This window comes from Pseudomonas sp. B2021, assembly GCF_018135665.1.
GTDB lineage: Bacteria > Pseudomonadota > Gammaproteobacteria > Pseudomonadales > Pseudomonadaceae > Aquipseudomonas > Aquipseudomonas lactis.
Genome location: NZ_SMOF01000001.1, coordinates 4,380,475 through 4,404,302, shown reverse-complemented (window position 1 = coordinate 4,404,302; position 23,828 = coordinate 4,380,475). Strand labels below are relative to the sequence as shown.

General features: G+C 60.8%; 21 protein-coding genes. 8 read left to right on the top strand and 13 right to left on the bottom strand.

The window, feature by feature from the left end; genetic code table 11:
* Window positions 1-88 precede the first annotated feature (88 nt).
* Window positions 89-640 carry a redoxin domain-containing protein gene (locus tag E1K68_RS19690; RefSeq protein WP_034136127.1) on the top strand — a complete coding sequence of 184 codons (552 nt, stop codon included), beginning with the start codon at window positions 89-91 and terminating at the stop codon, window positions 638-640.
* Between the two features lie 65 nt (window positions 641-705).
* Here the strand turns inward: E1K68_RS19690 and E1K68_RS19685 are convergent, their stop codons facing one another.
* The 4 genes from E1K68_RS19685 to E1K68_RS19670 form a co-directional block, all read right to left on the bottom strand.
* Window positions 706-1,983, bottom strand: a complete 1,278-nt coding sequence (locus E1K68_RS19685) for an outer membrane protein transport protein (protein ID WP_003193026.1) — start codon at window positions 1,981-1,983, stop codon at window positions 706-708.
* Window positions 1,984-2,128: 145 nt separating this feature from the next.
* Window positions 2,129-2,611 carry a hypothetical protein gene (locus E1K68_RS19680; protein ID WP_192001646.1) on the bottom strand — a complete coding sequence of 161 codons (483 nt, stop codon included), beginning with the start codon at window positions 2,609-2,611 and terminating at the stop codon, window positions 2,129-2,131.
* A 279-nt stretch (window positions 2,612-2,890) separates the two neighbouring features.
* Complete coding sequence (locus E1K68_RS19675; RefSeq protein ID WP_003193022.1) at window positions 2,891-3,115, bottom strand: hypothetical protein; 225 nt, start codon at window positions 3,113-3,115, stop codon at window positions 2,891-2,893.
* A 443-nt stretch (window positions 3,116-3,558) separates the two neighbouring features.
* A complete protein-coding gene (locus E1K68_RS19670; protein WP_212614568.1) occupies window positions 3,559-3,864 on the bottom strand; it encodes a hypothetical protein in 306 nt (101 codons plus the stop codon).
* Between the two features lie 457 nt (window positions 3,865-4,321).
* Between E1K68_RS19670 and E1K68_RS19665 the strand changes: the two genes are divergently transcribed.
* On the top strand, window positions 4,322-4,645 hold the full coding sequence (locus E1K68_RS19665; protein ID WP_003193019.1) for a hypothetical protein: 324 nt from the start codon (window positions 4,322-4,324) through the stop codon (window positions 4,643-4,645).
* A 175-nt stretch (window positions 4,646-4,820) separates the two neighbouring features.
* On the top strand, window positions 4,821-6,185 hold the full coding sequence (gene rmuC, locus E1K68_RS19660; RefSeq protein ID WP_212614913.1) for a DNA recombination protein RmuC: 1,365 nt from the start codon (window positions 4,821-4,823) through the stop codon (window positions 6,183-6,185).
* A gap of 201 nt (window positions 6,186-6,386) precedes the next feature.
* Here rmuC and E1K68_RS19655 read toward each other — a convergent pair whose 3' ends face one another.
* The 3 genes from E1K68_RS19655 to E1K68_RS19645 form a co-directional block, all read right to left on the bottom strand.
* Window positions 6,387-9,857, bottom strand: a complete 3,471-nt coding sequence (locus tag E1K68_RS19655) for a PAS domain-containing hybrid sensor histidine kinase/response regulator (RefSeq protein ID WP_003193015.1) — start codon at window positions 9,855-9,857, stop codon at window positions 6,387-6,389.
* Window positions 9,858-9,976: 119 nt separating this feature from the next.
* The gene (locus E1K68_RS19650; protein ID WP_019818414.1) at window positions 9,977-10,360 is read right to left on the bottom strand and encodes a YbaN family protein; all 384 of its coding nucleotides are present in this window, start codon (window positions 10,358-10,360) and stop codon (window positions 9,977-9,979) included.
* 20 nt (window positions 10,361-10,380) lie between these two features.
* The gene (locus E1K68_RS19645) at window positions 10,381-10,968 is read right to left on the bottom strand and encodes a YecA family protein (RefSeq protein ID WP_003193011.1); all 588 of its coding nucleotides are present in this window, start codon (window positions 10,966-10,968) and stop codon (window positions 10,381-10,383) included.
* A 276-nt stretch (window positions 10,969-11,244) separates the two neighbouring features.
* Between E1K68_RS19645 and recQ the strand changes: the two genes are divergently transcribed.
* Both recQ and E1K68_RS19635 read left to right on the top strand, forming a co-directional pair.
* Window positions 11,245-13,374, top strand: a complete 2,130-nt coding sequence (gene recQ / locus E1K68_RS19640) for a DNA helicase RecQ (protein ID WP_034136124.1) — start codon at window positions 11,245-11,247, stop codon at window positions 13,372-13,374.
* Window positions 13,375-13,495: 121 nt separating this feature from the next.
* The gene (locus E1K68_RS19635) at window positions 13,496-13,930 is read left to right on the top strand and encodes a MarR family transcriptional regulator (RefSeq protein WP_003193007.1); all 435 of its coding nucleotides are present in this window, start codon (window positions 13,496-13,498) and stop codon (window positions 13,928-13,930) included.
* A 129-nt stretch (window positions 13,931-14,059) separates the two neighbouring features.
* On the opposite strand, the gene E1K68_RS19630 is transcribed toward E1K68_RS19635, so the two are convergent.
* Entirely contained in the window at window positions 14,060-16,249 is a 2,190-nt protein-coding gene (locus E1K68_RS19630; protein WP_212614567.1) for a patatin-like phospholipase family protein, read from the bottom strand.
* A gap of 83 nt (window positions 16,250-16,332) precedes the next feature.
* Here E1K68_RS19630 and E1K68_RS19625 point away from each other — a divergent pair, with 83 nt between their 5' ends.
* On the top strand, window positions 16,333-16,620 hold the full coding sequence (locus E1K68_RS19625) for a SelT/SelW/SelH family protein (protein ID WP_212614566.1): 288 nt from the start codon (window positions 16,333-16,335) through the stop codon (window positions 16,618-16,620).
* 2 nt (window positions 16,621-16,622) lie between these two features.
* On the opposite strand, the gene E1K68_RS19620 is transcribed toward E1K68_RS19625, so the two are convergent.
* Both E1K68_RS19620 and E1K68_RS19615 read right to left on the bottom strand, forming a co-directional pair.
* Entirely contained in the window at window positions 16,623-17,504 is an 882-nt protein-coding gene (locus tag E1K68_RS19620; protein ID WP_212614565.1) for a DMT family transporter, read from the bottom strand.
* A gap of 100 nt (window positions 17,505-17,604) precedes the next feature.
* On the bottom strand, window positions 17,605-18,354 hold the full coding sequence (locus E1K68_RS19615; RefSeq protein ID WP_014719369.1) for an AraC family transcriptional regulator: 750 nt from the start codon (window positions 18,352-18,354) through the stop codon (window positions 17,605-17,607).
* Window positions 18,355-18,491: 137 nt separating this feature from the next.
* Here E1K68_RS19615 and E1K68_RS19610 point away from each other — a divergent pair, with 137 nt between their 5' ends.
* Window positions 18,492-19,301: a UDP-2,3-diacylglucosamine diphosphatase gene (locus E1K68_RS19610; protein WP_014719368.1), complete on the top strand. Its 810-nt coding sequence runs from the start codon at window positions 18,492-18,494 to the stop codon at window positions 19,299-19,301.
* A gap of 176 nt (window positions 19,302-19,477) precedes the next feature.
* On the opposite strand, the gene E1K68_RS19605 is transcribed toward E1K68_RS19610, so the two are convergent.
* The 3 genes from E1K68_RS19605 to phhA all read right to left on the bottom strand — a co-directional run bounded on the left by E1K68_RS19605 (window position 19,478) and on the right by phhA (window position 21,917).
* Window positions 19,478-20,671, bottom strand: a complete 1,194-nt coding sequence (locus tag E1K68_RS19605; RefSeq protein ID WP_057709775.1) for an amino acid aminotransferase — start codon at window positions 20,669-20,671, stop codon at window positions 19,478-19,480.
* Entirely contained in the window at window positions 20,671-21,027 is a 357-nt protein-coding gene (locus E1K68_RS19600; RefSeq protein ID WP_003192995.1) for a 4a-hydroxytetrahydrobiopterin dehydratase, read from the bottom strand. The genes E1K68_RS19605 and E1K68_RS19600 overlap by 1 nt, the downstream gene beginning before the upstream one ends.
* A gap of 98 nt (window positions 21,028-21,125) precedes the next feature.
* On the bottom strand, window positions 21,126-21,917 hold the full coding sequence (gene phhA, locus E1K68_RS19595; RefSeq protein WP_003192992.1) for a phenylalanine 4-monooxygenase: 792 nt from the start codon (window positions 21,915-21,917) through the stop codon (window positions 21,126-21,128).
* 257 nt (window positions 21,918-22,174) lie between these two features.
* On the opposite strand from phhA, the gene E1K68_RS19590 reads away from it, so the two are divergent.
* A complete protein-coding gene (locus E1K68_RS19590) occupies window positions 22,175-23,740 on the top strand; it encodes a sigma-54-dependent phenylalanine hydroxylase transcriptional regulator PhhR (RefSeq protein ID WP_003192990.1) in 1,566 nt (521 codons plus the stop codon).
* Window positions 23,741-23,828: the final 88 nt, after the last annotated feature.

Here is a 23,828-nt window from a genome sequence, read left to right as displayed (position 1 = left end):
GGCTGGCAGCGGGGCGGCCTGGCGTTGATGCAACTGGGCATGGCGATCTGTTAAGTTGTGGGTCTGAACCGACTCAAGGACTTTTGACATGCAGATGCGCTGGCTCGCTGTACCCGTCCTGATGGCTATTGGCAGCGTGGCGATGGCCGCCAGTTGCCCGCCGTTGCTGGAGGGCCAATTGCCCAAGCTGCGGGCCAAGGAATCCATCGACCTGTGCCAGCAATTCGCTGGCAAACCTTTGGTGATCGTCAATACGGCGAGTTTCTGCGGTTTCGCTCCGCAGTTCAAAGGACTGGAAGCCTTATATCAGCGCTATAAGGGCCAAGGCCTGGAAGTGATTGGCGTGCCGTCCGATGACTTCAAGCAGGAAGCCAAGACCGGTGAGGAAACCGCCAAGGTCTGCTACGTGAACTATGGCGTGACCTTCACCATGACCGAGCCGCAGAAGGTCAAGGGGCCGGATGCGGTGCACCTGTTCAAGGTGCTTGCACAGCAGGCCGACGCGGCGCCGAAGTGGAACTTCTACAAGTATGTAGTGGATCGCCAGGGCAATGTTGTGGCCAGTTTTTCCAGCCTGACCAAGCCGGACAGTCCGGAGCTGATCAAGGCGGTGGAACAGGCATTGGCTTCCAAACCCTGACCGCCAGCCAAACAAAAGCCCCGCCTCCTTCACAGGAGAGCGGGGCTTTTTTATACGGCTGCGGGTTAGAACTTGTAGGTCATGCCCAAGCCGAAACCGTTGGCGCTGTTTTCATACTTGGCGTTGTAGCTGGCCAATTGGTTGGAGCGCGAAATCTTGACGTCCTCTTCCTTCAGGTAGGAGTAGGCCAGGTCGATGGTCATGTTATCCATGACCTGGTAGCCCAGGCCCAGGCTGAAGATAGTACGGTCGCCAGTCGGGATGCGCGGCGAGCGATCCGTGTTGTTGGTCGGCGACTGGTCGAACGTCAAGCCGGTACGCAGTACCACTTGCTTGGTGAGCTGGTACGAAGTACCCACGGCGTAGGCCCAGGTGTCGTGCCAGTTCTGGTCTTCCTTGATTGTGCTGACAAGGCCTGGGGCAAGCGCGCCGCCGGTAGCGCCGCTGACGCCTTCGTTCTTGACCGTGATGTCTTTCAGGCGGCTCCAGCGCGTCCAGGTCGCACCGGCGTAGAGTTTCCATGCGTCTGTCAGGTCTTGAGTAACGGACAGGTCGTAGGACTCAGGGGTGTCGATTTTCAGCGAGGCGTCGTAGCGGTTGCTACGCAGGAACGGCGAGGTCGCGGTCGGTGCGGTGACTTCGGTGTGGCCGTCCAGCTTGTAGCTGACCTTGGAGTGGTAGGTCAGGCCGACACGGGTGGTATCGGTGGCTTGAACCAGCACGCCGATGTTGAAGCCCAGTGCGGTGTCGTCACCCTTGATCTTGATATTGGTGTCTGGCGCGCGAGGGTTCAGCGTCAGGTCCGATTCCAGGGTGCCGGCAATGCGGTTGATGGTCGGGCCGAAACCTACGGAAACGCGATCGTTGAAGGCGTAGCTGACGGTCGGTTGCAAAGTGATGACTTTCACTTCGCTCTTGCTGCCAAAGCCACGGCCCTGGAAGCCGCTTTCGTAGTCGGTCACCAGGCCGAACGGCGCATAGACGCCGAAGCCGACAGCCCACTGGTCGTTGAGTTTATTGGTGTAGAAACCGAAAGGCACGGCGGTGAAAGGCACCATATCGCCTTTGTTGCTACCAGCGGAGCGGCCGCTGACATTGCTGATATCGGTAGAGGCATCAATGGCTGCAACGCCACCAGTGATCTGTTGGCCTTCCAGACGTGCCATACCGGCAGGGTTACCGAACACAGTGCTCGCATCATCGGCAGAAGAAGAGCGACCTGCGAAACCGGTACCCATCCCGCTCACGCTCTGTTCGTTGAGCGCAAAGCCGCTGGCGAACAGTTGGGAGGATGCCATGGCAACGGCGAGGCTAAGTGTGGTCTTGAGCATTACTTTTTTCATTATTAGAACTCCGTGTGATCACCGCTGCGGAAAGTATCAATAAATTTCAGATCGCGCTATAGGCTGTAATGCTGGAGATAGAGCGGTTTTGTAGGACAATCCGACCAAAATTGCCGTTTTTTGCCGAATCTTGCAATTTGCCCGGTCAGCAAGCTGCCTGTTTCATTGGGATTACACAGGTTTGCCAGGCGTGGGTGAAATCTCGCAGGCGGCCCTGGGGGTGGAATATTTCTTTCCAGATACGCGCCATGGCCAGTACATCGCCGGGCGCGGGCAGGGCGGGACGATGTTGTTCCACCAACAGCCAGGCGATCGCCGTGGCGTAGCGCAGATTTACCGTCAACTCCAACTGGGGCGCGCTGAGGAACGCATGTTGGCTGGCCAGCCCACGCACCAGGCTGGCGCGTTCCGGGTCCAGCGCCAGGTAGTTATCCCAGAGCGCGCGGTGGCGTGGTTCGGTGATGCTGTAGAGGCCGTGGCCGCGGCGGTCATGCAGCGCCGAGCCCAGTTCTGACTGGCTGGCGGCAATGCCCAGCAGCAGGGATTCGGCTGTCGAGCTGTGGCGGCCGAGGTACATCAGCGTCGGCCTGATCACATAACGACACAATTCACTGGCGGCAATACCCATACGAGCCTCAGTCCTTGCAAAGAGTGGACGAGCCTGAGAAGGGGGGCTTGGCAGCGGTGAATCGGATCTCAGGCCCGTCGTAAGCGGATCACGCCGCTTGAGTTGAAGTGTAGTGTCATATTCACGATGTAAAGGACTGTTTTTAAAACATCTTCTGCAACTGGTTATAACGTTTATATCCATTTGTACTTAGCCCGGCGAACTCAGGGCCAAATTCCAGGCAATAAAAAACCCTGTTATTCAAACAGGGTTTTTTGAGGTTTCAGCGACGCGGGTCGATCAGGCAGTCAGTGCCTGACGGGTACGATCGATCACGGCCTGCAGCGGTTCTGCGCTGGAGTATTGATCGGGGTACAGGCGTTCGCTGTGACGAGCGATGCCGTGTTCGTTGACCAGGGTGAAGCTGAAACAGCCTTTGCGAGCGGCCATGATCAGGCAGTTCATTGGGGCAAAAGCGTTGGTGAGGGTGCGAATGGCATCCTGAGTGTGGATTTGAGCGTTCATATTATTGGTGTTCCTACAAATGACACGGATAAGAACCGTGCAACGTTAAAACGTTCCAGTAACGCTGATCACCATTGATCAAACGAAGAACCCGACTGGAACAAAGCAGCCAGTTTGAAGCGCTATTAAATTTGGCGCGCTTGGGCTGGCAGGTAGGTACTTAGGAGGGCAGGCAACACAACAGGGGCAAAGGTTCTGGGCCCGGGGTGAAGATCCTGATCAATTTGCAGGTTGGTTCGGTCAGAGTATTGGAACTTCGCGCCACCCTTTGCTTGTTCAAAGGCAGTGTCGTCGCAAGGAATACCTGGAAACCATCGAGGTGGTCGATCCCATGTGGTTCAGGGGACGTGTTCGACCAGAATTGACTTTCAGCTTGGTACTAACGCCGCGGATAGTAACGGATTGAAACAGGGAAGGGAAGGCCGATTGCAAAAAAACTTCGATCAGCCGCCGAGCAACTCGTGATAGACCAGCACGGTCATGGACGCGGCCAGTGCGCACCCCAGCCCGTAGGCGGCGAGCGTCAGCCGCAAGGACTGGCCGGTCTCGATCATGCGGATCACCTCGCGCATGTCATTGATCCTTCCGTCACTGAGTTCGATGCACAGGATCACGGCGGTAAAGGCGGCTGACAGCAAGATAGCAATGGCGAACAGTGCGCCGTCCGGAGAGGGGAGCGCGGCATTGATTCCCAGGGAGATCGCGCAGATGGCCAGTAGCAGCCCGGCGAATAACAGAATTCCTTTCATCGGCCCTACTGGTTTGCATTGTCGGTGGCGCAGTGTGGCGAACCGAGGCAGATTTGAAAAGCCCTTGGGTTTGCCTGCTCAGTAACATGTTTAACCGGTGTTGAATCAAAAAACGCCGACGATATAACCAGCCGATAAGGACTTGTGCACATTCAAGGCCAAGGGTGTAACCCTGCTGTCACTGGTGTGCAAGTGCGCCCATTTGCCTGTAATCAAAATTTAAGTCAATGAAAAATCTCGCTTTTTTTTATTGGTGAAAAAATCGTCAGTTTGACTGCGGCCCCCGTTCCATGGGGCTTTGCGCCTGTTCCAGGGGGGTTGTCCACTGAGTTATCCACAGCTTCTGTGGATTGTCCCGAGCGCTTGCTCTAGGACGGGCGTGCACGGTTTTTTCAGCTTTACCTGTGCGAAAAAAAGAGTAGAGTGGCGCGCCTTCCGTTCTGCCCCACAGTGCTTTATGAAGTTTCGCTCAGTATCACATTCTGTTACCGACACGCCCCAAACTGTTACCGCACCCAAGCGTTTTTCCTTGAAGGTCGCTTTGTGGCTGCTCGACAGCCCGCGCCTTGGGCAGAGCACCAATATCAAGCATCTTGCCGGACGCTTGCTCAAGCAGCCCGCCCGCGAAGGCGTGGTGGCCGCTCAGAGCCGTCTTGGCCAACTGATGTGCCGCGAGTGCGGAAATGCCCGTGACCGGCGCATCGGCCACGATTTGTTGCGTTCGGCTGCTCGCGCCGGCGACCGTCGCGCCCAGCGCGAACTGGGCCAGGTCGAAGACTGAGCTGTCCTCCGGCCTTAGGCTTGGTTACCCTTGATCTTTTTCGGTGATGGCAGAAATGGCTATGGTGTTTGACTGGACCAGTATCGCCTTGGGTCTTGTGGGCGCAGCCGTGCCGCTACTGGCGCTGTGCTGGCAACTCCAGCGGCGCCTGACCGCACGCACCACCGGCTGGGAGCTGCTGGAGGAGCGCCTGGCGACCGCACAACTGGCCCAGGAAGGGCTCGCCGCTCAACTGGACGCCAGCCGCGATGAGATCAGTGACCTGAGCCAGGCCAATGCTGCCAAGCAAGCCGACTTGGCGGCGCTGCGCCGTGAAGTCGAGCTGTTGCAGATCGACCGCGATAACGCCCGCGATGCCGCGCACGCCTGGAACCTCGATCGTAGCGCCAAGGAAGCCGAACTGCGTCGCCTCGACGCCTTGGCCGCGGCCCTGAGCGCCGAATTGCGCGAGCAGCAAGAGAGTCATCAGCAACGCCTCACCGACCTGCAAGGCTCACGAGACGAACTGCGTGCGCAATTTGCCGAGTTGGCCGGCAAGATCTTCGACGAGCGTGAGCAACGCTTTGCCGAAACCAGCCAGGAACGCCTCGGTCAACTGCTGGACCCGCTCAAGGAGCGTATCCAGTCCTTCGAGAAACGTGTCGAAGAAAGCTATCAGAACGAAGCCCGTGAGCGCTTTTCCCTGGCCAAAGAGCTTGAGCGCCTGCAGCAATTGAACCTGCGCCTGTCGGACGAAGCCACCAACCTGACCCGTGCCCTCAAGGGCCAGAAAACCCAGGGCAACTGGGGTGAGCTGATTCTTGAACGGGTGCTGGAGCATGCGGGCCTGGAGAAGGGTCGTGAGTACCAGACCCAGGTCAGCCTCAAAGGCCCGGATGGCGAGCGTTTCCAGCCCGATGTGCTGATCATGTTGCCGGGCGACAAGCAGGTGGTGGTCGACTCCAAGGTCAGCTTGACCGCCTATCAACAGTACGTTGCGGCGGATGACGAGGTGATTGGCCAGGCCGCCTTGAAGCAACACGTGCTGTCCCTGCGCAATCATGTCAAAGGCTTGGCCGGCAAGGATTACAAGCGCCTTGAAGGTTTGCACAGCCTGGATTTCGTGCTGCTGTTCGTACCGATCGAGGCTGCCTTTTCTGCGGCATTGCAGGCCGAGCCCAAGCTGTTCCAGGAAGCCTTCGACCGCCATATCGTAATCGTCAGCCCCACGACCTTGCTCGCCACCCTGCGCGTGATCGACAGCTTGTGGAAGCAGGAGCGCCAGAGCCAGAACGCGCGGGAAATTGCCGAGCGTGCCGGTTGGCTGTATGACAAGTTCGTGCTGTTTATCCAGGACCTGGACGAAGTGGGCAACCGGCTGCAACAGTTGGACAAGGCCTACAGCGCGGCGCGCAACAAGCTGACGGATGGGCGTGGGAACCTGGTCAGCCGTACCGAGCAATTAAGGTTGCTCGGGGCCCGCGCCAGTAAGAGCTTGCCGGCAGATCTGCTGGAGCGGGCAATGACCGATTCGGACGGCGTGGCGCATCTCCCGGAATAAACACGGATCGAAATTGTGGGAGCGGGCTTGCTCTAATGCCAGTCAGTTAAGCGGTCATCGCCTTCTGTAGGAGCGAGGGGGACGCCTAGTTCTTGCTCGCGAAAAACGTCAACGATAACGCGTGCTTGCTGAATGAGCGCGGCGCCTTTGAGTTTTTCGCGAGCACGCTCGCTCCTACAATAGCGATCGAATACAGCCCCGTTACAGGGGCAAATGCCTGCTCAATAGCGCCCGCAACGCCGCCGGCTTCACCGGTTTGGCCAAGTAATCCAACCCCGCCCCATGCACCTCGGCCACCATCTCCGGTCGCCCATCGGCACTGATCACCACACCGGGAATCGGCTCGGCCAATTGCGCACGCAGCCAGCCCATCAACTCGGTGCCGGTTTCGCCGTGGTCCAGGTGGTAATCCACCAACGCCAGTTGCGGGCGTATACCGTCGGCCAGCAACGCCGCGCATTCGGCCTGGTTGGCGGCTGTCCAGACTTCACAGCCCCAGCGCGTGAGCAGGCTGCGCATGCCGATCAGGATGCTGTCTTCGTTATCCACGCACAGCACCCGTGCGCCACTCAAGGGCAGGCCGGTTTCTGCCGGCGCCTTGGGCTGCGCGCTGGCCTGGTTGCGGGCCAGCGGCACGCACACGCTGAAGACGCTGCCGTTGCCCGGCCAGGAGCGCACGCTCAGGCGATGGCCCAGCACGCGGCACAGGCCGTCGGCAATCGCCAGGCCCAGGCCCAGGCCTTTTTCGGCACGGGTCTGGTGGCTGTCCAGGCGCTTGAACTCTTCGAAGATCACCTTTTGTTTATCCGGCGCAATGCCAGGGCCGCGGTCCCAGACCTCCAGGCAGAGTTCGCCCTTGCGGCGACGTACGCCTAGCAGTACCGGGCCGTCGGCATAACGGAAGGCATTGGTCAGAAAGTTCTGCAAAATCCGCCGCAGCAGCTTGATGTCGCTGTCCACTCGCAAACGGCTGCCGCGCCAGCGAAAGCGCAAGTGTTGCTCCTGGGCCAACGCCTTGAATTCTGCGCCCAGGGTGTCGAACAACTCGTTAAGGACAAAGGGCTGGCGTTGTGGATTGATCTTGCCGTTTTCCAGGCGCGAAATATCCAGCAAATCACTGATCAAGTCTTCAGCCGAGCGCAGTGAGCTGTCCAGATGCTGCACCAACTGCCGTGCCTCGCCGGACAGGCCATCGGCCTGGTGGGAGAGGGCGGCGGAAAACAGTCGCGCAGCGTTCAGCGGCTGCATCAGGTCATGGCTCACGGCCGCCAGGAACCGCGTCTTCGACTGGCTGGCGGATTCGGCCACGCCCTTGGCGTCGGTGAGGGCCACGTTCAGTTGCGACAGTTCATGGGTGCGCTCGGTCACTCGCTGCTCAAGGCCCTCGTTGGCTTCGGTCAGCGCTTGTTCGGCTTCGCGGAACGCGGTGATGTCGGTGAAGCTCATGACAAACCCGCCGCCGGGCATCGGGTTGCCGATCAACTCGATCACTCGACCATTGGGGAACAGGCGCTCGGAGGTGTGCGCACGCCCCTGGCGCATCCAGTGCAGGCGACGCGCCACGTGCACTTGCGCTTCGCCAGGGCCACACAGGCCGCGCTCGGCGTTGTAGCGAATGATGTCTGCAATTGGCCGGCCCACGCTGATCAAGCCGTCCGGGTAGTTGAACAGTTCCAGGTAACGCCGGTTCCAGGCCACCAGCTTGAGCGACTGGTCCACCACGCTGATGCCCTGGGTGATGTTCTCGATGGCGCCCTGCAGCAGGGCGCGGTTGAACTGCAGCACTTCCGAGGCTTCGTCGGCGATACGGACCACGTCCTCCAGCTGCATTTCCCGCCCTTCGATTGCCGCTTTCACCACCGCCCGCGTCGAGGAGGCCCCGAGTACGCCGGCCAGCAAGCGTTCGGTGTGGGCGATCCAATCGTTATCGGCATTCTGGTTGGGGTTGAAGCCTTTGCCTTGTCGGTAGGCGAAGCGAATAAAGCTCTGCTGGGCCCGTTCTTCCCCGACGAAGCGTGCCGCGAGGCTGAGCAGGTCGCTGATCTGCACCGACAGCATGGAGCGCGCACTCGCACGCTGGCTGATTTCCTGGCCGATAAAACGGCCTGCCTGCCAGTGCTCGGAAACCCGTGTGCGCGACAGCATCGACACCCACACGAAGAGGGTGAAATTCCCCGCGAGGGAGAACACGGTGCCCAAGGTCAGCGACGTGACCGACAGCCCGAACGGGTGGGAATGCATCCAGGTCAGGCCGGGGAAAAGGTTGAGCGACCAGCCCAGACTTTTCGCCGTCACTGGCAAGACCAAGGTGTAGAACCACAGGAAGGTACCGGCGGCCAAACCGGCAAACACCCCACGCCGGTTGGCCTGCTTCCAATAGAGTGCGCCGAGCATCGCCGGGGCCAGTTGGGTCACGGCGGCAAAGGCGATCTGGCCGATGGTCGCCAGGCTGGCGGTGGAGCCCAGCAGGCGATAGCTCACGTACGCCAGCAGCAGGATGATCACAATGCTCACCCGGCGCACCGACAGCATCCAGTGGCGGAACACTTCGAATGGCCGTTCGGCGCTGGAACGCCGCAACAGCCAGGGCAGCAGCATGTCGTTGGAGACCATGGTCGACAAGGCGATGCTTGCCACGATCACCATGCCGGTGGCCGCCGACGCACCGCCAATGAACGCCAGCACCGCGAGGGCCGGGTGCGCCTCGGCCATAGGCAGGCTGATCACATAGGAGTCCGGCAGCACTGAGCTTGGCAACAGCATCTTGCCGCCCAGGGCGATGGGCACCACAAACAGTGCCGCGAGGATCAAATAGGCTGGGAACACCCACTTGGCCAGGCGCAAATCCTGGGGGTCGATGTTCTCCACCACCGTCACATGAAATTGTCGCGGCAGGCAAATGATCGCCATCATGGCGACGCCGGTCTGCACCACCATCGATGGCCAGTTGATGGTCTCTTTCCAGTATTCCTCCAGGCGCGGGGCGAGCATGGCCTGGCTGAACAGGTCGCCGAAACCGTCGTACAAGCCGTAGGTGACAAACGCACCCACGGCCAGAAAAGCGAACAGCTTGACCAGCGACTCAAAGGCAATCGCCAGCACCATGCCGCGGTGGTGTTCAGTGGCGTCGAGGTTGCGTGTGCCGAACACGATGGTAAACAGCGCCAGCACCAGCGACACGATCAAGGCCGTGTCCTGGGCGCGGGTGCCGGTGGTGTCGGGGCCGGCGCCGATCAGCAGGTTCACGCCCAGCACAATGCCTTTGAGCTGCAGCGCGATATAGGGCAGCACGCCCACCAGGCAAATCAGTGCCACCACCACCGCCAGGGACTGGGACTTGCCGTAGCGGGCGGCGATAAAGTCGGCGATGGAGGTGATGTTTTCCTGCTTGCTGATCAGGATCATCTTCTGCAGCACCCAGGGTGCCAGCACCAGCAACAGCACGGGGCCCAGGTAGATCGGCAAGAATGCCCACAGTTGTTCGGCGGCTTGGCCTACGGCGCCGAAGAAGGTCCAACTGGTGCAGTACACCGCCAGCGACAGGCTATACACCCAGGCACGCACGCGCGGCGGCAGCGGCGCATGGCGGCGGTCACCGTAAAAGGCGATGGCAAACATAGTGGCCATATAGGCCAGGGCAACGGCGGCGATCAGCCCGCTGGACAGCGTCATGGTAACTCCGAGCATAAGAACACCCGGGCATTCCAGGCCCGGTTGGACAGTCTCGCATGATGCCCGGTGTTAGTCAGTGTCGACCAAGGTCGTGTGGGATCGAATGTCGCAGGCGGCGTTCAGCGTGGCGGCAGGGTTTTCTGGCGCAGGATGTAGATCGTCACCAGCACTGCACTGGTCAGCATAAAGCCCCGTGCCCATGGCAGCGGCACCAGGTAGCAGGAAATCGAGATGCTCAACCACATCAAGCCAATGGCGTAGACCTTGCCTTTGAGCGGGATGCCATTGCCGTCCAGGTAGTCGCGCACCCAGGGCCCCAGGCGCGGGTGTTCCACCAGCCAGTGGTAGAAGCGCGGGGAGCTGCGAGCGAAACAGGCGGCGGCGAGTAGCAGGAAGGGTGTGGTCGGCAATACCGGCAGGAAAATGCCGATCACTCCCAACGCTACGCTTAGCCAGCCGATGGCCAGCAGCGCGTAGCGCAGGAGCAGTGGACGGTTGCCCATGGGTGCCACGGGCAAGCGACTCAGTGGTGACGTGGCTTGAGGATCGCCGGTTTTTCGTCAGGCGCGTTGCACAGCAGGTACAGCGCGGTCAGGGCTTCCGGGATCTGCACGATCATGTCGTCCATCAGGTTGGCGTCGGCGGCGATGTCGGAGAACTCTGCTTCCTCTTCGAACAGGCCCGAACCGACCATGATCGGCAGCAGCATTTCGCTGACTTCTTCTTCGGCGGTTTCGAACCAGGCGGCTTCGCGCAGGAACACGCCTTCCATGAAACCGATGCACCAGCCGCGCAGGTCGGAGTCATCCGGATCGTCGCCCAGGTCCAGCTCGCACGGCAGCTCGAACTCTTCGTCGGAGGCCAGTTGGCGGGCGATGTGCGCCTTGAGGGCGACCAGGGTGGATTCGATTTCTGCGCGCTGGGCGTCGTCGCTGTAGTGAGGCTCTTCAGCGAACAGCGCATCGATCCATTCACGGTCCGGGACGGGGTCGGAGCAGATCGACAGGGCGGTCAGGTAGCCGTGGGCGGCCACGTAGTCCAGCGCCTCGTCATGCAGCTCATCGGCGTCGAGGAAGGCTTGCAGGCGGGTTAGTTGCTCAGCGAAGGACATTGAAGGGCTACCTTGGGAATAAACGATGCTGAATTCTAGGCTTTCTTGAGCGCCCAGGCCAGCCGCACGGCATATTTGCCCGGTTTTAGCCTGGTGCGTCTATTCGTCAGTGGCGCCCTTTGGTGGAGAACGCTCGGGTATACTGCCGCGTTTTGTGATGCCCCTGCAGGCCCAGCGCCAATCCGGGAAAACTTCGCTTACGGATTATTTTTCGTGAGCGCGGTTTTTTTCGGCCAGCCTGTATAGAGGGATTTCGGCACCATTTTGGAGTTTTACATGCTCGAGCAGGCTCAACGCGTCCTCAAGGACATCTTCGGCTACGACAGTTTTCGTGGCCGCCAGGGTGCGATCATTGAGCGCGTGGCCAGTGGCGGCGATGCCCTGGTACTGATGCCTACCGGTGGCGGCAAGTCGCTGTGCTTCCAGGTGCCGGCGCTGTTGCGCAACGGCCTGGCCGTGGTGGTGTCGCCGCTGATTGCGCTGATGGACGATCAGGTAGCCACCCTTGAAGAACTCGGGGTCGCCGCCGCGTCGTTGAACTCCACCCTCAGCGCCGAGCAGCAGCGCGACCTGGCTGCTCGCATCAAGCGTGGCGAGGTGAAAATGCTTTACCTGGCGCCGGAGCGCCTGGTGCAGCCACGCATGCTGGCCTTTTTGCAGAGCCTTGAGATCGCCCTGTTTGCCATCGACGAAGCCCACTGTGTGTCGCAATGGGGCCACGATTTCCGCCGCGAATACCTGCAGCTTGGCCAATTGGCCGAACTGTTTCCCGATGTGCCGCGCATTGCGCTGACCGCCACCGCCGACAAGCGTACCCGCGAAGAGATCGTCGAGCGCCTGCATTTGCAGAACGCCGAGCGCTTCCTGTCGAGTTTCGACCGGCCCAATATTTTCTACCGCATCGTGCCCAAGGAGCAGCCGCGCAAGCAGTTGCTGGCGTTCCTGTCCGAGCGGCGCAGTGATGCGGGCATCGTGTACTGCCTGTCGCGCAAGAAAGTCGACGAAGTCGCCGCGTTCCTCTGTGAGCAAGGTTACCCGGCGCTGCCTTACCACGCCGGCCTGCCCAATGAAACGCGGTCTGCGCACCAAAAACGCTTCCTCAACGAGGAAGGCCTGATCATGGTGGCGACCATTGCCTTTGGCATGGGCATCGACAAATCCAACGTGCGTTTCGTGGCGCACATGGACCTGCCCAAGTCCCTCGAGGCCTATTACCAGGAGACCGGGCGTGCTGGCCGCGATGGCCTGCCGGCGGATGCCTGGATGGTCTACGGCCTGCAAGACGTGGTGATGCTCAAGCAGATGCTGCAGAACTCCGAGGGCGACGAGCGCCACAAGCGCCTGGAGCAACATAAGCTCGACGCCATGCTCTCGTTATGCGAAGAGACCCGCTGCCGCCGCCAGACCCTGCTGGCGTATTTCGACGAAGACATGCCTGAGCCCTGCGGCCACTGCGATAACTGCATCGATGGCGTGCAAACCTGGGATGCCACCGAACCGGCGCGCCAGGCATTGTCGACAATCTATCGCACCGGCCAGCGTTATGGCGTGGGCCACCTGGTGGACGTGCTGCTGGGCAAGGACAACGAAAAAATCCGCAGCTTCGGCCACGAGAAACTCTCGGTGTACGGTGTGGGTAAAGCTCGCGCCGAAGGTGAGTGGCGTTCGCTGTTTCGCCAGATGGTTGCCCGTGGTCTGGTCGACATCGATATCGAAGGCTACGGCGGGCTACGCCTGAATGACAGTTGCCGGCCGTTGCTCAAGGGCGAAGTGAGCCTGGAACTGCGCCGCGACCTCAAGCCGCAGACCACCGCCAAAAGCAGCAGCGCCAGCCAGGCCAGCCAATTGGTGCGGGGCGAGGAGCGCGAACAATGGGAAGCCTTGCGCACCCTGCGGCGCAAACTGGCGCAGGAGCACAGCGTGCCCCCCTACGTTATCTTCCCCGACTCCACCTTGCTGGAGATGCTGCGCGAGCAGCCCACCACCATGGCCGAGATGGCCCGGGTCAGCGGTGTGGGCGCGCGCAAACTGGAGCGCTACGGCCAGGCCTTCCTGGAAGTGCTCGGCGGCCAGGCCGAAGCGCCGAAGGAAATCGCCGATATTCGCCACGAACTGATCAGCCTGGCCCGTGCCGGCATGACCCCGATCCAGATCGCCGGCCAGCTGCAATGCTCGGAAAAAAACGTGTACACCTTGCTCGCCGAAGCCATCGGCAAGCAGCAATTGTCCCTGGAGCAGGCCCTTGATTTGCCTGAGGATTTGCTCGGTGAAATCCAGGACGCTTTTCTCGATGGAGAAGGCGAATTGCCAGCTGTCACGGAGATTGCGCCGTTATTTACCGGGCGTGTTCCGGAAGGCGTTTTGTACTGCGTGCGTGCCGCTTTGCAGTCCGAATTCGAAATTTAGTGTGCCAATTACGACAATGTAACGAATCAGTACATAGCGGGCCTTGCCTACGGGCAGGGCTCATGCTTAGCTGACTAATAATTAGCCATACTTTATTTTCAGTCTTAAACATGAGTTTTTTATGCCGTTAACCGATCAACACCGTTTTGGCATGCAGTTGGCGCAAATGTCCCGAGGTTGGCGCGCCGAACTGGATCGCCGGCTGGCGGGGCTGGGCTTGTCCCAGGCGCGCTGGCTCGTGCTGTTGCACCTGGCTCGTTTTGTCGAAGCACCCACCCAGCGTGAATTGGCCCAAAGTGTCGGCGTGGAAGGGCCCACCCTGGCCCGTCTGCTCGATAGCCTGGAAGGCCAGGGCCTGGTGCAACGCCAAGCCGTGGTGGAAGACCGTCGTGCCAAACGCATCCTGCTGTGCGATACCGCCCAACCGCTGATCGACCAGATCGAAACCATCGCCACGGCGTTGCGCCATGAGTTGTTCGTGGGTGTGAATGAGGAAGACCTGCGGGTGTGCATGCGGGTGCATGAGCACATCCTGGCGAACCTGGAAAAGTCCTGAACTGCAGTATGTAGGAGCGAGCTTGCTCGCGAAAAACGTCACGATAATGCGGGCTTTCTGAATAAACGCGGCGTCTGTGGATTTTTCGCGAGCAAGCTCGCTCCTACAAAAGTCCTTGGCAATCCTTTCCTAGAACGTCTGGCCCAGGTTCAAGTACACCGCCTTCTGATTATCATCATTGAACCCATAGCTGAAATTCAGCGGCCCCAAGGGTGTATCAAACCCCAGGAAAATACTCGCGGCATTGATATAGCCGCTGTCGAACTCGTTATCGTTGTTCCACGCCCGGCCCCGTTCCAGGGATGCACCCAGGTACAACGGGAAGTCCAGTGGCAGGTACGAGCGCGGGGTGAGCCTGCGGAAGTACACTGCGCGCATCAGGCTGATGTTCTGCCCTGAAATCGCATCTTGGCGGAAGCCCGACAATTGCCGTGCGCCCCCGAGCAGGAAGCTGGAAATCACCACATCCGAATCATCCAGAGTGCGCCCATAGCGGCCGCCCAGTATCAGGGTGTCCGGGCCGTGGCTCATGGCCTTGTCCAGCTTGAATTCCCACTGGCGGTAGCGCTGGTCCGAGCCCAGGCCGGGTTCGAACTCGCGAAAGGCCAGGCCGATGTCTTCGCCGCTGTGGGGGAAGTACACGTTGTCCAGGGAGTCGAAGGAGTATTTGAGTTCATAGAAGCCTTCGCTGAAGCTCACGCTCGGCAGGTCGCGGTCGCCAATGCGCACGTCCGCCTTGCCCCAGGCTTCGCCCACGCCAAAGCGGATCTCGCCGCTGTTGCCGATCTGCCGGCCCACGTTCAAACCAAAGCCGTAGCGTTCCAGGCGGTATTCGGAGATGGGGTCGTTGTCCAGGATCAGCTCGACGTTCTGTGCCTCGGCCCTGATGTAGGGGGCCACAAAGTAGCGTGAGCCGGTGTCCATGGGTTGGTAGAACTCGCTGTAGAGTTCCTGCCGATCACCAATCTGCACCCGTGTGAGCCATTCCGCGCCGAGGCGGTTGATGCCGTTCACGCGGTAACTGGCGCCGAGGTTGAACGCGCTGTCGCCGCGCATGTCGTCCGAGAGGTTCAAGCCCAGGCGCAGGTAGTCGGTGCCGCTGCGCTTGCCGCGTGCACTGATCACCAGGGTGTTGTCCTGGCCTTTTTTTACCACGCGGTATTGCACCTGCTCGAAGTAATCCAGGCCGTACAGGGTGCCCATGTCCGATTGCAGGCGGCCCAGGTTCAGCGGTTCTCCCAGCCCCTGGCGGATGTAGTAGCGGATAACGTCGTCGCTGACCTTGGAGTCGTTCTCCACCTGGATTGCGGTGATCACCGGGGTGCGTTCGCCCGGCGTGCGCGCAGCTATCAGGTCGGCGTCGATGGGTTCGGCAGGGCGCAGGTGTGCCAGGCGTACGTCGAGGGCACGGGTGGCGCGGTAGCCGGCGTCGATCATGTCTTTGGCGCGGCCGAAGTCGGTGACGCCATAAGCGGCCAGCGGCGGTTGGATCAACACGTCCTTGGGGTACAGGGCCTTGAGTTGCTCCTCGGAGTTGCGCCGGGTCATCAGGGTGATGGACTGGTTGAGCACGTCCACCACGGTGGCCAATTGTTTGCGCGAGCGCAGCGGGGTGCCGATGTCGACCACGATAGCGATATCGACGCCCATCTCCCGCGCCACGTCCAGCGGGATATTGTCGGTCATGCCGCCGTCCACCAGCAGGCGGCCATCCAACTCTACCGGGGCGAACACCGCGGGGATCGACATGCTGGCGCGTATCACCTGGGGCAGGTGGCCTTTGCTGAAGACTACTTTTTCGCCGGTGGTGATGTCGGTAGCCACGGCGCGAAAGGGAATCGGCAGCTTGTCGAAGTTACGCGTGTTGCTGCTGTGGGCGAACATGCTTTCCAGCAACAGTGCCAGGTTCTGGCCCTGGATCACACCCAGCGGCAGGCCGAGGCTGCCGTCGTCGCGGAAACTGAGTTTTTGTTTGACCAGGAAATCCCGGTCATCCTGTTTGCGCCGAAACGGTACGTCTTCACGCGGTGGCGCGTCGGACAGGGCCTGCTGCCAGTCGATACCCAGCGCCAACTTCTCCAACTCGTCGATCTTGTAGCCCGACGCGTACAACCCGCCAATCACCGCGCCCATGCTGGTGCCGGCAATCGCATCGATATGAATACCTTGCTCCTCAAGCGCCTTGAGCACGCCGATGTGCGCCAGGCCACGGGCGGCACCGCCGGACAGTACCAGGCCGATTTTCGGGCGGGGGGCTTCTACAGCGTCGGCAAGTAGGGGGACAAGGCACAGGAACAGGCAAGACAGCAGGCGGCGCATCATCAATCTCGTGGCTGGGCGGCAAAGGCCGCTATTATAGCCACCCGATTCGCTGAGCCTGTTACGCCAGGAGCCGCTTAATGATGTCTGCATGCAAACCCGAGATCGTTATCACCTATTGCACCCAGTGCCAGTGGTTGCTGCGCGCCGCGTGGCTGGCTCAGGAGTTGCTCAGCACCTTTGCCGATGACCTGGGGCGCGTGGCGCTGGAACCGGCCACTGGCGGCGCGTTTCGCATCACCTGTGATGGCGTGCAGATTTGGGAGCGCAAGGCCGATGGCGGTTTTCCCGAGGCCAAGGTGCTCAAGCAGCGAGTGCGCGACCAGATCGACCCGCAGCGCGACCTCGGGCATAACGACCGTAGCGTCTGAAATCAGGCCGGCGCCGGTTGCTTGGCCTGGCTGGCGCTGCCCATCACGCCCGAAAGCACGATGGCGACGATGATCAAGGCGCCGCCCAGCAGCATGCGCAGGGTCGGGGTTTCGGCAAACAACAGCCAGGCCACGGTGATGCCGTAGACCGGTTCCATCGCAAACACCACCGACGCGGTGCGCGCCTTGATCACCGCAAGGCTGGCAACAAACAGGCTGTGGGCCAAGCCGGTACAAAACACCCCCAGCAGCCCGATCCACAGCCAATCTATCCCTCGCACATCTGCCAGCCCCGGCGCGGCCACGGGCAGCAGGAGCGCGGCGACCACGACGTTCTGGCACAGCGCGGCCTGTACCGCAGGAATGCGCCCTGAACTGGCGCGATTGTTCAGCGACAACAACGAGAACAACAGGCCCGAAGCGATGCCCCACAGCAGCCCGCCCGTGGCCTCGCTGGCGAGATTGAAATCCGGGGTCACAAGCACCAGGCCAACGGTGACCAGCACCACCAGCAGCACTTCATTGGCGCGAATGCGCTCGCGGAAAATCAGCCCCTCAAGGATTACGGTAAAGGCCGGAAATGCGGTGAACCCCAGGGTCGCCACGGCCACACCCGCGACTTTGACAGCGATAAAGAACGTCACCCAATGGGCGGCCAGCACGACGCCGCTGACCAGCAGGCGACGCCAGTCACGCATCTCCAGTTTTTTCCAGGGAGCGTTGCTGGCAAAGCGGGCGAATACCGCCAGGGCCAGCACGGCAAACGCGGCCCGGCCGAATACGATGATGGCAGGGGAGGCCGCCGCCAGCTTGCCGAATACGCCGGTGAGGCCAAACATCAGTGCGCCGATATGCAGGGCGCCAAGGGCTGAGCGGGGAGTCATTGCGATCCTTGATCCAACAGGGGGTGACAGCCTCGCAGTCTAGAGGGTTGGAGGATGGGCGTCTGTCGCGGGCCGGGTGATTTTTAGCGCAAGACTCTTGCTAGCCCGCCCGACGCAACGCCCCGGGCGAGGCGCCAAAGGCCCGTAGCATGGCCGCGCAAAATGCACTTTGCGAGGCGTAGCCGACGCGCTCGGCAATCTCGCCGATGGGCAGGGAGGTTTCGCGTAAAAGCCTGAGCGCCATATGCAAGCGACGACTGCGTAGATAGTCCATCGGCGTTTGCCCGCACTCAGCCATAAACCGTGCATGCAGGCGCGGCACGGACAAATCGGCAATCCGCGCCAGGTCGGCCACCTGGAGCGGACGCGCCGCATGGCGCTCGATATGGCTATTGAACGCGGCATAAGGCAGACGCCGGCCAGGCAGCGGTTGACCCTGAGGGTGGTTGAGGCTGGCCAGTAACAACACGGCGCCTTGCTGGACGATCAGCGGGTCGTGCACCGGGCTTTGTGCCAGCCACTGCACCAGTTGGTGTTGCCGGGCATCCAGCGCTAGGCGTGCGGGTTGGTCGAGCAAGCGGCGGCTGGCATCGGCATGTTCGCCCAAGGATTGCACCACCCAGTGCTCGGTCGGCACATCCAGCACCAGGCAGCGGCTGCCATCGCGGCTGATGCAGGCGTGGTGGGTGGAGAAGGGCAGCACCATCACGCTGCTTTCGCGCACCTGGCTGCCACGGCCATCGACTTCCAGGTCCAGGTGCCCGGAAAGGCCGAACACCAACTGCGCATGGTCATGGCTGTGGGCAATGGGCGCTTCGAGGTAGTGGCGTAGCGTGAGGGTCGGGCTCATCGCGGTCTCCAGGGCGGCAAGCCGTCAGTCTACAACGCTTGGCGGGCCGCGGGCGCTGTCATCAGACTGACGCACGCTTGTCATGGACTATTAATCGCCAAGGCGCAAGCTCGCCAAAACAGCGTCGAGGGATGCCCATGACCCGTGCCGAGTTCACCAAGCCCAGCCGCAAGCAACGGGTGCGAACCCTGTGGATTTCCGACGTGCACCTGGGCACTCGGGATTGCCAGGCCGAACACCTGTCGCACTTTCTCAAGGGCTACCATGCCGACAAGGTCTACCTGGTCGGTGACATCATCGACGGTTGGAAACTGCGCGGTGGCATGTATTGGCCTCAAGCCCATACCAACGTAATTCGGCGCCTGCTGACCATGGCCAAGCGTGGCACCGAGGTCATCTATGTCACCGGCAACCATGACGAGTTCCTGCGTCGCTATTCCAAGCTGATCCTGGGCAATATCCAGTTGGTCGATGAAGCCGTGCACGTCACCGCCGATGGTCGCCACTTGCTGGTGATTCATGGCGACCAGTTTGATGTGATCACGCGCTATCACCGCTGGCTCGCCTTCCTCGGCGACTCGGCCTACGAATTCACCCTGACGCTGAACCGCTGGCTGAACCACTGGCGTGCGCGGTATGGCTACGGTTATTGGTCGCTGTCGGCGTACCTGAAACACAAGGTCAAGACGGCAGTGAGTTTTATCAGCGATTTCGAAGAGGCGATTGCCCACGAAGTGACCAAGCGTGAATTGCACGGGGTAGTGTGCGGGCATATTCACCATGCCGAGATTCGCAAGGTGGGCGAGGTGGATTACCTCAACTGCGGGGATTGGGTGGAGTCGTGCACGGCCTTGATCGAGCACTGGGATGGGCATATCGAGTTGTATCGGTTGGCGGATGCGCAGGCCAAAGAGGCACTGCTAAAGGCCGAAATGGTCGCTGGCTGAAGCCCTGCGTGCTTATAAAAGTGGGCGCTGGCTAGGTATCGCACACGGATTCAGCGTCCGGCATCAATCCCCTGTGGGAGCGGGCTTGCCCGCGATGGCGGTGGGCCAGGCAATTAATCTGCAACTGAACCACCGCCATCGCAGGCAAGCCAGCTCCCACACGTAATCCTGTTGCTTCAGTTGGAAACGTCGGCGATGGCTTGAGCCAGCAACGTCAAGCGCGTTGCATCAACACCGGCCACGTTAGCCCGCCCCGAACTGACCATATACACACTGTGCTTCTCGCGCAGTTGCTTGACCTGCTCGGCACTCAAGCCGGTATAGGAAAACATCCCACGCTGCGCGCCGATATGCGCAAAGCGCTCGGCCAGCCCATGGGGCGCAAGCGCTTCCACCAACCCGGAACGCAACTGGGCGATCCGCGAACGCATGGCCTCGACTTCCTCGCTCCACTGCTTTTTCAGCTGTGCATCACCGAGGATGGTCGCCACCACGGCGGCGCCATGATCCGGCGGCGTCGACCATAGGTTGCGAGCGATATTCGCCAGTTGGCTGCGTACATCAGTGAGCTTTTCAGCATCCGCCGCACAGACGATCAATGCACCCACGCGGTCGCGATACAGGCCGAAGTTCTTCGAGCACGAACTGGTAATCAGCACTTCCGGCAGCTCGGCGGCAAACAGGCGCACCGCCCAGGCGTCCTGCTCCAGGCCATCGCCAAAGCCCTGGTAGGCGAAGTCGATCAGCGGCAGCAACTGGCGTTCACGCACGATCTGCAAGACCTGGCGCCAGTCATCCTGGGACAGGTCAAAGCCGGTCGGGTTATGGCAGCACGCGTGCAGTAATACCACGTCGCCCTTGGGCACGCTGGACAGGGTCGCCAGCATCGCCGTCAGGTCCAGGCGGTTGTCGCTGCCCACGTAAGGGTAATGACTGACCTTGAGCCCGGCCTTGGCAAAAATGGTTTCGTGTATCGGCCAGGTCGGGTTGCTCAGCCACACGCCACGGCCCGGCAGGCTGTGGGCGATAAAGTCGGCACTCAGGCGCAGGGCGCCGGTGCCGCCGGGGGTTTGCGTGGCGCCAGCGCGGCGGTCACGCAGCAAGGCCGAGTCGGCGCCGAGCACCAGTTCGCTGATCAGGCTGCCGAAGGCTGCATCGCCATGGCCACCGATATAGGTCTTGGTCACTTGGGTCTCGACCAGGCGCTGTTCCGCCAGCTTCACCGAGTGAGGAATCGGCGTCAGGCCTTGGTCGTCCTTATAGACACCTACGCCCAGGTCGAACTTGTTCGGGTTGGCATCCTGGGCATACAGGTCCATCAGCCCGAGGATCGGGTCGCCGGGCACGCGACCAATGGCATCGAAATGCATTACTTGCGGCCCTCGGCGGTCTTGGCCACTTCGTCGGTGCGCGCGGCCATGATGAAGTCGTTACGGTGCAGGCCCTTGATGGAGTGGCTCCACCAGGTCACGGTGACTTTGCCCCACTCGGTGAGCAGGCCTGGGTGATGGCCTTCGGCTTCGGAGATTTCACCCATGGCGTTGGTGAAGGCCAGGGCGAATTTGAAGTTCTTGAACAGGAAAACCTTTTCCAACTGCATCACGCCGTCGCGCACTTCGATGTTCCAGTCAGGGATCTGCTTGATCAGTACCGGCAGTTCTTCATCGCTGACTTGCGGGGCATCGGCGCGGCAGGCTTCGCAGTGGGCTTGGTTCAAGGTGGTCATGGAAGGTGTCCTGAATTCGAATGATTGAAGGTCAGTGGCGTTACCCTAAAGCAACGCGGGGCCAGGGAACAGACTCACCTGGCCTTAAAACGTGAGGTTCACGCGGCTTTGGGCTTGGGTGGGAATTTCGGTGCGTGCAGACCCAGCTGCATACCGCGCTCGACCATGCCCATGATGTCTTCCTGCGCCACGTCGAACAGGCGCTTGAGTTCGGGCAAGACGAAGTACAGCGGTTGCAGGATGTCGATGCGATAGGGGGTGCGCATCGCTTCCAGCGGATCAAAGGCCTGGTGCTCAGGCTCGTCCGACAGGCAATACACACTTTCTTTAGGCGACGACAGGATGCCGCCACCGTAGATACGCCGGCCCTGGGGCGTGTCCACCAGGCCGAACTCGATGGTCATCCAGTACAGGCGCGCCAGGTACACCCGTTGCTCCTTGGTGGCCGCCAGGCCGAGCTTGCCGTAAGTGTGGGTGAATTCAGCGAACCAGGGGTTGGTCAGCAGCGGGCAGTGGCCAAAGATCTCGTGGAAAATATCCGGCTCTTGCAGGTAGTCCAGTTCTTCACGGGTGCGAATAAAAGTCGCCACCGGAAACTGCTTGCTGGCCAGTAATTCAAAAAAGGTCTGGAAGGGGATCAGCGCCGGCACGCGGGCGACTTGCCAGCCGGTGGTGTCGGCCAGCACCTTGTTGATCTCGCCCAGTTGGGGAATGCGGTCCAGGGGCAGGCCGAGCTTGTCGATGCCGTCCAAGTATTCCTGGCAGGCGCGGCCCTCGATCACTTTCAATTGGCGAGTGATCAGGGTGTTCCACACCGCATGTTCTTCTGGCGGGTAGTGGATAAAACCTTGCGCATCGGGCTCGCGGGCCACGTAGTGCGTCTGCTTCATACGGCTCTCCTGCTAGGCATTCGTTCTTGTTATGTCCTGGGATGCCTCTATTGATAACCGGATAGGCGCAGGATTCCATCAGCCTTTAATGGACGCATGTAGGAAAAATCACCGAGAATCGTAAAGTATTCGTTACGATAGTCCGACTTGTCACAGCTATGGGCTGGGAATGGCTGCCGTACTGTCACATAATCTTGACGACTATCTGCGCCCAGCGACAAAAAGACGCGGCGCCTACTCCCTTTTCGAGTCTTTCCATGCGTATCAAAGTGCACTGCCAGAACCGCATCGGCATCCTGCGGGACATCCTCAACCTGCTGGTGGAGTACGGCGTCAACGTCGCCAAGGGCGAAGTCGGCGGTGAGCATGGCAACGCCATCTACCTGTTCTGCCCTAACCTTGTGAACATGCAGTTCCAGGCGTTGCGACCGCAGTTCGAGGCGATTGCCGGGGTGTTTGGCGTCAAGCGGGTAGGGCTGATGCCCAGCGAGCGTCGGCATATGGAACTCAATGCGTTGCTCGGCGCCCTGGAATTTCCAGTGCTGTCCATTGATATGGGCGGCTCCATCGTGGCCGCCAACCGTGCGGCGGCGCAGTTGCTTGGCGTACGGGTAGATGAGGTGCCCGGGATTCCCCTGTCGCGGTATGCCGAGGACTTCGACCTGCCGGAACTGGTGCGCGCCAGCAAATCGCGAATCAATGGCCTGCGGGTCAAGGTCAAGGGTGACGTATTTCTGGCGGACATCGCGCCCCTGCAATCCTCCGAGCACGATGACAGCGAAGCCATGGCCGGCGCCGTGCTCACCCTGCACCGCGCCGACCGTGTCGGTGAGCGTATCTATAACGTGCGCAAGCAAGAGCTGCGCGGTTTCGACAGCATCTTCCAAAGCTCCAAGGTCATGGCCGCAGTGGTGCGCGAAGCACGGCGCATGGCGCCGCTGGATGCGCCGCTATTAATAGAAGGCGAAACCGGCACCGGCAAGGAGCTGTTGGCCCGGGCCTGCCACTTGGCCAGCCCGCGGGGGCAGTCGCCGTTGATGGCGCTCAACTGCGCGGGGTTGCCCGAGTCGATGGCCGAGACTGAACTGTTTGGCTATGGCCCCGGCGCATTTGAAGGGGCGCGGGCGGAAGGTAAATTGGGCCTGCTTGAGCTGACGGCGGGCGGTACCTTGTTTCTCGATGGCGTGGGGGAAATGAGCGCGCGCTTGCAGGTCAAGCTGCTGCGCTTTCTGCAGGACGGTTGTTTTCGCCGGGTGGGCAGTGATGAAGAGGTGTACCTGGACGTGCGGGTGATCTGCGCGACCCAGGTGGACTTGTCGGAACTCTGCGCCCGGGGTGAGTTTCGTCAGGACCTTTATCACCGGCTGAATGTGCTGTCGCTGCATATCCCGCCGTTGCGCGAATGCCTGGATGGCCTCGCGCCGTTGGTCGAGCACTTTCTCGACCAGGCCAGTCGGCAGATCGGTTGCCCACTGCCCAAGCTGGCCCCTGCGGCCATGGACAAACTCAGCCACTACCACTGGCCGGGCAACGTGCGGCAACTGGAAAACGTGCTGTTCCAGGCGGTGTCGTTGTGTGAGGGCGGTACGGTCAAGGTTGAGCATATTCGTCTGCCGGACTATGGCGTGCGCCAGCCGCTGGGTGATTTTTCCCTGGAGGGCAGCCTGGAGGATATCGTCGGGCGCTTTGAGAAGGCGGTGTTGGAAAGCCTGTATGCCGAACACCCCAGCAGTCGCCAGTTGGGCAAGCGCCTGGGGGTGTCGCACACCACCATTGCCAACAAACTGCGCGATTACGAAGTGCTCAAGGCTGATCGCAGTTAAAACGGTGGGAGCTGGCTTGCCTGCGATGACGGCCTAACAGTCAACACAGTTGGACCGGGTACATATCCGTTATTTAGGTAACGGCCAC